Source organism: Colwellia sp. (genome assembly GCF_013215345.1).
Classification (GTDB): Bacteria; Pseudomonadota; Gammaproteobacteria; order Enterobacterales; family Alteromonadaceae; genus Colwellia.
In genome coordinates this window covers 15683-24322 of record NZ_JABSOV010000063.1, presented here as the reverse complement: position 1 = coordinate 24322, position 8640 = coordinate 15683, and the positions used below count along the sequence as shown (strand labels likewise).

At 38.7% G+C, this 8640-nt stretch carries 8 protein-coding genes; 6 read left to right on the top strand and 2 right to left on the bottom strand.

Translation table 11 applies throughout. The annotated features are described in order from the left end of the window. The 4 genes from HRT50_RS11110 to HRT50_RS11095 all read left to right on the top strand — a co-directional run. On the top strand, positions 1-1033 hold a 1033-nt coding region (locus HRT50_RS11110), incomplete at its 5' end, for a TGS domain-containing protein (protein WP_291614382.1). 99 nt (positions 1034-1132) lie between these two features. Then, the gene (mazG, locus tag HRT50_RS11105) at positions 1133-1969 is read left to right on the top strand and encodes a nucleoside triphosphate pyrophosphohydrolase (protein ID WP_291614380.1); all 837 of its coding nucleotides are present in this window, start codon (positions 1133-1135) and stop codon (positions 1967-1969) included. 31 nt (positions 1970-2000) lie between these two features. Continuing rightward, positions 2001-2588, top strand: coding sequence for an RNA methyltransferase (locus HRT50_RS11100; RefSeq protein WP_291614378.1), 588 nt, complete (start codon positions 2001-2003; stop codon positions 2586-2588). Positions 2589-2613: 25 nt separating this feature from the next. Continuing rightward, entirely contained in the window at positions 2614-3114 is a 501-nt protein-coding gene (locus HRT50_RS11095) for a YbaN family protein (protein WP_291614374.1), read from the top strand. Between the two features lie 127 nt (positions 3115-3241). On the opposite strand, the gene HRT50_RS11090 is transcribed toward HRT50_RS11095, so the two are convergent. Then, a complete protein-coding gene (locus tag HRT50_RS11090; RefSeq protein WP_291614372.1) occupies positions 3242-3838 on the bottom strand; it encodes a DUF4202 domain-containing protein in 597 nt (198 codons plus the stop codon). Between the two features lie 621 nt (positions 3839-4459). Here HRT50_RS11090 and HRT50_RS11085 point away from each other — a divergent pair. After that, entirely contained in the window at positions 4460-6100 is a 1641-nt protein-coding gene (locus HRT50_RS11085; RefSeq protein ID WP_291614370.1) for a CTP synthase, read from the top strand. A 154-nt stretch (positions 6101-6254) separates the two neighbouring features. After that, on the top strand, positions 6255-7553 hold the full coding sequence (eno, locus tag HRT50_RS11080; protein ID WP_291614368.1) for a phosphopyruvate hydratase: 1299 nt from the start codon (positions 6255-6257) through the stop codon (positions 7551-7553). Positions 7554-7760: 207 nt separating this feature from the next. On the opposite strand, the gene HRT50_RS11075 is transcribed toward eno, so the two are convergent. Further along, positions 7761-8640, bottom strand: an 880-nt coding sequence (locus HRT50_RS11075) for an alpha/beta fold hydrolase (RefSeq protein ID WP_367238871.1), incomplete at its 5' end; no start/stop codon positions are given.

Genomic DNA, 8640 nt, shown 5'->3' with positions numbered 1-8640 from the left:
TGAATTACGCAGTCAAGTATTTGAAGACCGAATTTATGTTTTCACGCCTGGTGGTGATGTTATTGATTTACCTATGGGTTCAACGCCATTAGATTTTGCTTATTACATCCATTCTAATGTGGGGCATTGTTGTATTGGCGCGAAAGTATTTGGCAAAATAGTGCCTTTTACTCATCAGTTGCAAACGGGCGATCAAGTCGAAATACTGACTAGTAAGCAGCCTAACCCAAGCCGAGACTGGCTCAACCCTAATTTGAATTACATATACTCTTCACGTGCCCGCGCTAAAGTTCAGCACTTCTTTAAATTGCTTGATAGAGATAAGTATATTGCCCAAGGTAAAGAGTTATTTGACAGTGAAATAGCTAAACATGATTTAGCCAATATAGACTTATTAGCGGCGACCAAGCGCTTTAATGTCAAAACAGTGGATGATCTTTATGCTGCTATCGGTACAGGTAATGCTAGGTTACAGCAAGTCATTAACCACTTTACTCACCTTGACAGTAAATTAAAACCTCAAGCTGAAATAGATCCACAAAGCCTAGTAAAACACAGCCCGACGAGTAAAACCCTAGCGCAAGATGATAACGGTATAACCGTTTCTGGCGTTGGTAACTTACTTACTCATATGGCGAAGTGCTGTCAGCCAGTACCTGGTGATACAATCTCAGGCTTTATCACTCAAGGCCGAGGGATCTCAGTACATCGACAAGATTGTGAGCAGCTTGCTAATGCGCTTAATCTGCAACCAGAGCGATTAGTTGAAGTGCAGTGGGGTAATGAACATAAACAAAGTTACCAAGCCTCGGCACAAATTATCGGCAGTGATAGACAAGGTTTATTACGTGATATATCAACCATTATTGCCAATGAAAAAGTAAGTATTGTTGGCATGGAAAGTCATACCGATAAAACCAAGCAGACCATGAGTATGACGCTAAAGTTGGAAGTGGAAAGTAGTGAGCTATTACTGCGAGTTTTAGATAAATTACGTCAATTAGATGATGTTAGCCAAGTAAGGCGCCTGTGATTATTGTTCGATAAAATTTATCAATCAATCCATCAGTTAATTACTCAAGCCAGTGCAGCCAATAATGAAAAACAATGAGAAATTAAGAAATAAAATAAGATGTTAAATAAACAAGCCTCAATAGAAAAATTACGTTGGATCATGTCGCAGCTACGTGACCCAACCACAGGGTGTCCATGGGATCTTAAGCAGGATTTCGCTTCAATAACCAGTCATACCCTAGAAGAAGCCTATGAAGTTGTTGATGCGATTGAGCAAGGTGACTTTATTGAACTGGAAAAGGAGTTAGGTGACTTACTTTTTCAAGTGATTTTTTATAGTCAACTGGGACAAGAACAGCAGTACTTTGACTTTGATAGTGTAATAGCTGCCATTTGTGAAAAATTGATTCGCCGCCACCCTCATGTGTTTGCTCAGGCTAATTTGCAATCAGATGCTGAGATAAAAGCTAATTGGGAAAATGAGAAAATACTCGAAAGGCAGCAGAAGAATCAGCAGCAAATGGGTAATCAGACTGATAACGAAAACTTGAGCCTTTTGGCTGATATCCCGAAAAACTTACCAGCTTTATCCCAAGCGGCAAAGATTCAAAAGCGTTGTGCGCATGTCGGCTTTGATTGGCATGACATAAAAGATGTCTTTGCTAAAATTGAAGAGGAAGTGCAAGAAGTCAAAGATGAGTTAGAAGCAGACTCACTGGATAAAAAAGCGCTCGCCGAAGAATTAGGTGACTTAATGTTTGCGGTAGTAAATTTATGCCGCCATGCTAAAGAAGACCCTGAAACATTACTTCGACTTGCGAATAAAAAATTTACTAAACGCTTTCATGGCGTTGAGACACAAGTAAATCAATCGGGTAAAAGTTTTACTGAACATGACTTAGCCGAGCTAGAAGAATATTGGCAACAGGTTAAGATCCAAGAGAAGAAGCTATAGAAAACTCCTTAATAATTTTATGACCACATTTATGACCTCAAATAAAGAACAATGCCCAAGACACGTTACAATCGGTTTAACTAATCCGAAGAGCCCTACCAATGTTGGTGCAGTAATGCGCGCTGCTGGTTGTTATCAAGTAGATCAAGTCCTTTATACTGGCCGACGCTATGAGCAAGCAGCCAAGTATAATAAAGACACTTTAAAGACTGATACCAAAAATGCCCAGGGTAAAATTCCTTTATTAGCAGTGGAAGATTTTATAAATATTAAAGAGATACTGGAAAATATCTCATCGACGACTAAAATCATATGTGTTGACTTAGTGGAGGGGGCAACACCCTTACCACACTTTATTCATCCTCCGCAGGCGGTATATATATTTGGCCCTGAGGATGGCACGATAAAGCAACAAGTTATAGATTATGCAGATGATGTTGTCTATGTTCCTACCGTTGGTTGTATGAACCTAGCTGCCTCGGTTAACGTGTTGCTTTATGACAGATTAGCCAAATCTAGTGTTATGCAAGAAAGTGATGGCCAGGCGGATGATGTACTAATTCGTCAAAGTCGTGATACTAACAACAAAGTGAAAGTTAAAACTTACACCGGCAATTAATAGCTGAAATAGGGAGTATTCATACATGGAAAGAGTGATTAGTACTGAGGGAGAAGTAAGTAAAAACGCAAACATTAATATCAGTTCCTGTCCGGTTTCACCATCAGTGCAGAGTAAGGCCAAGATACTCTTGTTGAAAGTCACAGGGCTATTTTGTGTTGGTTTAGCTATCTTAGGTGCAATATTACCTGTGCTGCCAACAACGGTTTTTTTAATTATGGCGGCGGCCTGTTTTGCTAAATCGTCACCACGAATGCAGAAAAAATTACTGGCAAATAAAACCTTCGGTCCCTTGATTATCGATTGGCAACAACATAGAAGTATTCCAAAAAAAGCAAAACGCATGGCATTGTTAACTATTGGTTTATCTGTGTGTTGGTCGGCTTTTCTGTTACAAAACGCGCTCTTAACCGGGCTTGTTATTGCACTGGTTATTGGTCCCTTTATTTTTTTACTGCGTTTACCTATAAGTAAAGAAACCATAAGCAAAGAAGTAATCAGTAAAGCAGCCACTAGTAAAGAATAAAGTAAATAACTAAACAACCGATAAAGCATAGAGTAGCAATTTGCAGACTCTCTACTCTCTAGTACAAGAGGTTGGGGTAGAAAATCTGCATTCTCGATTTTCAGCTAATAAACTTGCTAGAAAACGGCTATGCAAGCGCCTTATTTACTATTACCGCTAAATGATCCGGTAATGTTAAACCTAAAGCAATATCATGTGCTTGCGTTGACATTTTGCTCCAGGTTAATTGTACAATACGAACAATCTTAGCTTCATTATCTTGCTCGGTATACTTAGTCGCAAATTCATCAAAGTAATGCATAAGAAAAATTAAGCAGGCGACATCTTCTAACGTTTGACTATCACTATTTGTTTTTAAATTTTCCTTACGAATAATTGCTGCACATTGCTCCGCTTGTTCTGCAGCGTAACCTTGGTCAATCATAATACTTGCCGCTAGTTCCGCATGAAACTTACCTTGAGCAATTCGCCATTGATAATATCCCGACTTTCCCTCGTTAAACTCTGTGCGCTTTAACTGCCAGCGTTTAATGTGCTGAGCTCGAACAGCAATTTGTAATAACTCATTTGCTTCAGGCCAATATTTTTTTAAGCAGTCAGTCATTTGTTGACCGTAAATTAATTCTTTTACTTGGCTAGTCCCATTAATTAATATTGTATTTGGGTCTTGGCGATTAACGTCGTCAATGGCGGCTAAGGTCTTAGTTAATTTTTCTCTAGTCATTTTAAAATAAACCACAGTTTAATTTAGGAAAGTAGCACTATTATACGCAACTACTAATAAAAAAGAATCAGGCCAAATAAAGCTCAATAAGATAATCATAAAAAATAGACGATTTTATCGCTGTGATGGCTTGTTGTTATTGTTGTTCGATAATACCAAGTCAAATAATTTTCTTCCCAACTCAGAGCTATGTTGGGGGGACTTGAATAAATAAAATTTTTGTTGGTCTAGTTATTCTAAACCAAATAAATTTATGCAGTTTTTGTGTCCCAAGCAAGTTCCTGAAGGGCGAGCTTTAAAGGCTTGTAATCTACGTTTTTGATTTTGGTAAGGGAATAACCACTACCTACAATCAAACCCTTGCTTATAAGCCTTTAAATTCTCGCTGAGTGAGAACAAACTTAATTGAATTGGTATAAGCTTTTACGTATAATACTTTCCCGTCCTGCTTGTTTGGCAAAACTCCTATTTCAACCATTTAACATTGTCGCTAATACTTTATTTAATCTTTTATTAGAACGAAGTATATAAAGCTATTTGTAAAAATGTTATTTGAAATAAAGTTTATAAATATTAGCCAATTAAGCACAAAATTCTGTTTTTTCTGACATCGGTGTAAACATGACAACTAGATATATTTTTGTAACTGGCGGTGTAGTATCGTCTCTTGGTAAAGGTATTGCGGCAGCTTCCCTTGCAGCAATTCTTGAAGCGCGTGGTTTAAAAGTTACCATGTTAAAACTTGATCCGTATATTAACGTTGATCCAGGTACCATGAGCCCAATACAGCATGGTGAGGTTTTTGTTACCGAAGACGGCGCAGAAACCGATCTTGATTTAGGCCATTATGAGCGATTTATTCGCACCAAAATGACTAAACGTAATAACTTTACTACGGGCCGTATCTATCAAGATATTTTAGCGCGTGAACGTAAAGGTGAATTTTTAGGCGCAACTATCCAAGTTGTTCCGCATATTACTAACGACATTAAACGTCGAGTAATCGAAGGCGCAGAAGGTTACGACATAGCCATGGTTGAAGTCGGTGGTACTGTCGGTGATATGGAGTCACAGCCTTTCTTAGAAGCTATTCGTCAATTAGCGCTTGAAGTAGGCCGTGAACGTGCAATGTTTATGCACCTTACTTTAGTGCCATATTTAGCTGCTGCAGGCGAAATCAAAACTAAACCAACACAGCATTCAGTAAAAGACTTACGCTCTATTGGTATTTTACCTGATATTTTAGTGTGTCGTTCAGACCGCGCTATTCCCGCTGCACAGCGCGCCAAAATAGCTTTATTCACTAATGTTGAAGAAAAAGCTGTGGTATCGCTACGTGATGTTGACAGTATTTATAAAATCCCTGCGATATTAAAAGCGCAAGGCACAGACGAAATAGTAGTGAAGCGTTTTGGTCTAGACGTACCAGAAGCAGATTTATCTGAATGGGAAGAAGTACTTTACCATGAAGCAAATCCACAAGGTGAAGTTACTATAGGCATGGTAGGTAAATATATTGAATTACCTGATGCTTATAAATCAGTCAATGAAGCATTAAAGCATGCTGGCCTTAAAAACCAAGTCACGGTAAATATAAAGTACATTGACTCACAAGACCTTGAAGTCAAAGGTGTTGGTCTTTTAGCTGACCTTGATGGCATACTCGTACCAGGTGGTTTTGGTGAACGTGGTGTTGAAGGTAAAATCTTAGCAGCGCAATATGCCCGAGAAAATAAGGTGCCTTACTTAGGTATTTGTTTAGGTATGCAGGTTGCCTTAATTGAGTTTGCGCGAAATGTTGCTGGTTTAACCGATGCACACAGTACTGAATTTAATAAAGATACACAGTATCCTGTCATTGGTTTGATCAGTGAATGGTTAGATGAAGATGGCCAAGTAGAGTACCGCAATGAGCAATCAGATTTAGGCGGTACTATGCGTTTAGGTTCACAATTGTGTCACCTGATGAAAGGTACCAAGGCATGTGACGTATATGGCAGTGAAACAATTAATGAGAGACACCGTCACCGTTTTGAGGTAAATAATAACTACCGCGAACAATTAAGCAAAGCTGGTTTAGTGTTCTCGGGGCTATCAGCAGATAAAAGTTTAGTGGAAGTGATTGAAATGCCTGATCACCCATGGTTTATTGCCGGGCAATTTCATCCGGAGTTTAATTCAACTCCACGTGATGGACACCCGTTGTTTGAAAGTTTTATTGCCACCACCTTTGAGTTGCAAAAACAAAAAACAAACGTATAACCACTTTATCAAAACCGTAGCTAACGCTGCGGTTTTTGCTTTCAGTTTAGTAATATTAAAAATTAACTTTACCGTTCAAAGCATTATACCGATTGCACTAATTAATTGAGCACTTGGTATTACTTGAGCGTCATACATTTTAACAGGAATGATAATGTCAAAAATTAGCAAAATTTTAGCACGTGAAATCATGGATTCTCGTGGTAACCCAACCGTTGAAGCCGATGTCTATCTTGAATCAGGTGCTTGGGGTCGTGCTGCAGCACCTTCTGGCGCATCTACTGGCTCACGTGAAGCATTAGAGTTACGTGATGGTGATAAGTCTCGTTATTTAGGCAAAGGTGTATTAAAAGCCGTTGCTGCTATCAAAAATGATATTACCCCTGCTCTTATCGGCCAACGTGCTGTAGAACAAGCCAATATCGACAAAATCATGATTGATTTAGATGGTACTGAAAACAAAGAAAAATTCGGTGCTAATGCTATTCTTGCCGTATCTCTTGCGGTAGCTAAAGCAGCGGCAATGGATAAAGGTGTACAATTATTCGAACATATCGCTGACTTAAATGGCACTCCAGGTGTTTATAGCTTACCTCTTCCTATGATGAACATCATCAATGGCGGTGAACATGCTGATAATAATGTTGATATTCAAGAGTTTATGGTTCAACCAGTTGGAGCTAAAAACTTTTCAGAAGCATTACGTATGGGCGCTGAAATATTTCATGCCTTGAAAAAAGTACTATCAGCCAAAGGTTTAAGTACCTCTGTTGGTGATGAAGGTGGTTTTGCTCCTGATTTAGCTTCTAACGCTGATGCTTTAGCGGTAATTAAAGAAGCGGTAGATGCAGCTGGTTATGTTTTAGGTAAAGATGTAACGTTAGCGATGGATTGTGCGGCCACTGAATTTTACGATAAAGATAAAGGTATTTACGACCTTAAAGGTGAAGGCAAGCAATTTACTTCAAACGAGTTTTCTGATTTCTTAGGCGAGCTGTGTAAAGAATACCCAATCGTATCAATTGAAGATGGTTTAGACGAGTCTGATTGGGATGGCTTTAAATACCAAACTGATTTACTTGGCGATAAAGTACAAATTGTTGGTGATGATTTATTTGTTACCAATACTAAGATCTTCAAGCGTGGTATTGATACTGGCGTTGCTAACTCAATCTTAATTAAATTTAACCAAATTGGTTCATTAACTGAGACTTTAGCTGCGATTAAAATGGCAAAAGATGCCGGTTATACAGCCGTTATCTCACATCGCTCGGGTGAAACTGAAGACGCTACTATTGCTGATTTAGCGGTAGGTACTGCAGCCGGTCAAATAAAAACCGGTTCTTTATGTCGCTCTGATCGTGTTGCTAAGTACAACCAATTGTTACGTATTGAAGAGTTCTTAGGTGATAAAGCAATATTTAATGGTCGTTCTGAAATCAAAGGCCAATAACATTAAAGTTTATTGCTGCTTAGCTTAATAACTTCGTTGCTTGTGCTCACTGACTAACGTCAGCTCCGCGCAAGCGCCTTGTTCTAAAACTAAATAGCTTTAACTTTAACGTTATTCTTAAGTTTTTTATTTTTTAAATAAGAAGCATTAGACAAAAAACGCAGTTTAGACTGCGTTTTTTTATGCCTGATATTCAAGGGGAAGTGGCTATTCTTTAGGGAAACTATTAATAATACCGGCGATTAACTTAGCTGTTCGCTCAGGGCTTTCTAATGGGAACATATGACCACCTGGAGTCGTCTGTAATTTGATATGTTTATTGAGTTTGATAAAGCGACTGAAAATATGATGAGGGAAAACATCGGTAGTAGAGCCATAAACCAAGGTTGCAGGTATAGTTAACTTATTTTTATAACTCGATAAGTTTGAAGGGATATTCCGAAAGATATTTGCTTCAACTTGCGCGTCAAAAGTCAGCTCTAACTGATTGTTACGCTCACATATACCATGAGTAATATAATCGGTTAAACAACGACTATCAAAGTCCTTAAACAGTTTTCTTCCAGAAAATAGCGCACCAATATCTGAGCCCAATGGCCACTGAGCACGACGGTTTTCAGCACGTCCTGCAGGGCTAAATTTATCTATCCATCTCGTTTTCTTTACCAGTCTCGCCGCTAGAGCACCAGCGCCACTCAGGGCAGGGGGATCTAACATGATCAGCCCGTTAAATAAATCAGGTCTTTGACAGCAAGCAATAAAAGATATTACGCCGCCAAATGAATGACCTAGGCAGATGACTTTCTTATCATCCACTTGTTTGCTTTCTACATAACTTATTAACTCTTCTACTTGAGCTTGCCAGTTATGGTTAATCGGCTTTTGTTTATTGTGACCATATTTATCTAAGGCGATGACCTGCATATTTTCAGGCAGGTAGCTAAAAAAGGTTTGATAGCTACCTGCTGGAAAGCCGTTAGCGTGGGCGAAATTAATGATATGTTTTGGCATTGGTGATATTAACAAGTAATAGAGACTAGGATGAAATTTAAACGGGTGTTTAAATTTTGTCAACTGCTTAGTTTTT

Excerpts from the sequence above, each read along its gene's own strand:
- HRT50_RS11085 (WP_291614370.1), top strand. The coding sequence starts at position 4,460 with ATGACAACTAGATATATTTTTGTAACTGGCGGTGTAGTATCGTCTCTT.
- mazG (WP_291614380.1), top strand. The coding sequence starts at position 1,133 with ATGTTAAATAAACAAGCCTCAATAGAAAAATTACGTTGGATCATGTCG.
- eno (WP_291614368.1), top strand. The coding sequence starts at position 6,255 with ATGTCAAAAATTAGCAAAATTTTAGCACGTGAAATCATGGATTCTCGT.
- HRT50_RS11090 (WP_291614372.1), bottom strand. The coding sequence starts at position 3,838 with ATGACTAGAGAAAAATTAACTAAGACCTTAGCCGCCATTGACGACGTT.
- HRT50_RS11100 (WP_291614378.1), top strand. The coding sequence starts at position 2,001 with ATGACCTCAAATAAAGAACAATGCCCAAGACACGTTACAATCGGTTTA.
- HRT50_RS11095 (WP_291614374.1), top strand. The coding sequence starts at position 2,614 with ATGGAAAGAGTGATTAGTACTGAGGGAGAAGTAAGTAAAAACGCAAAC.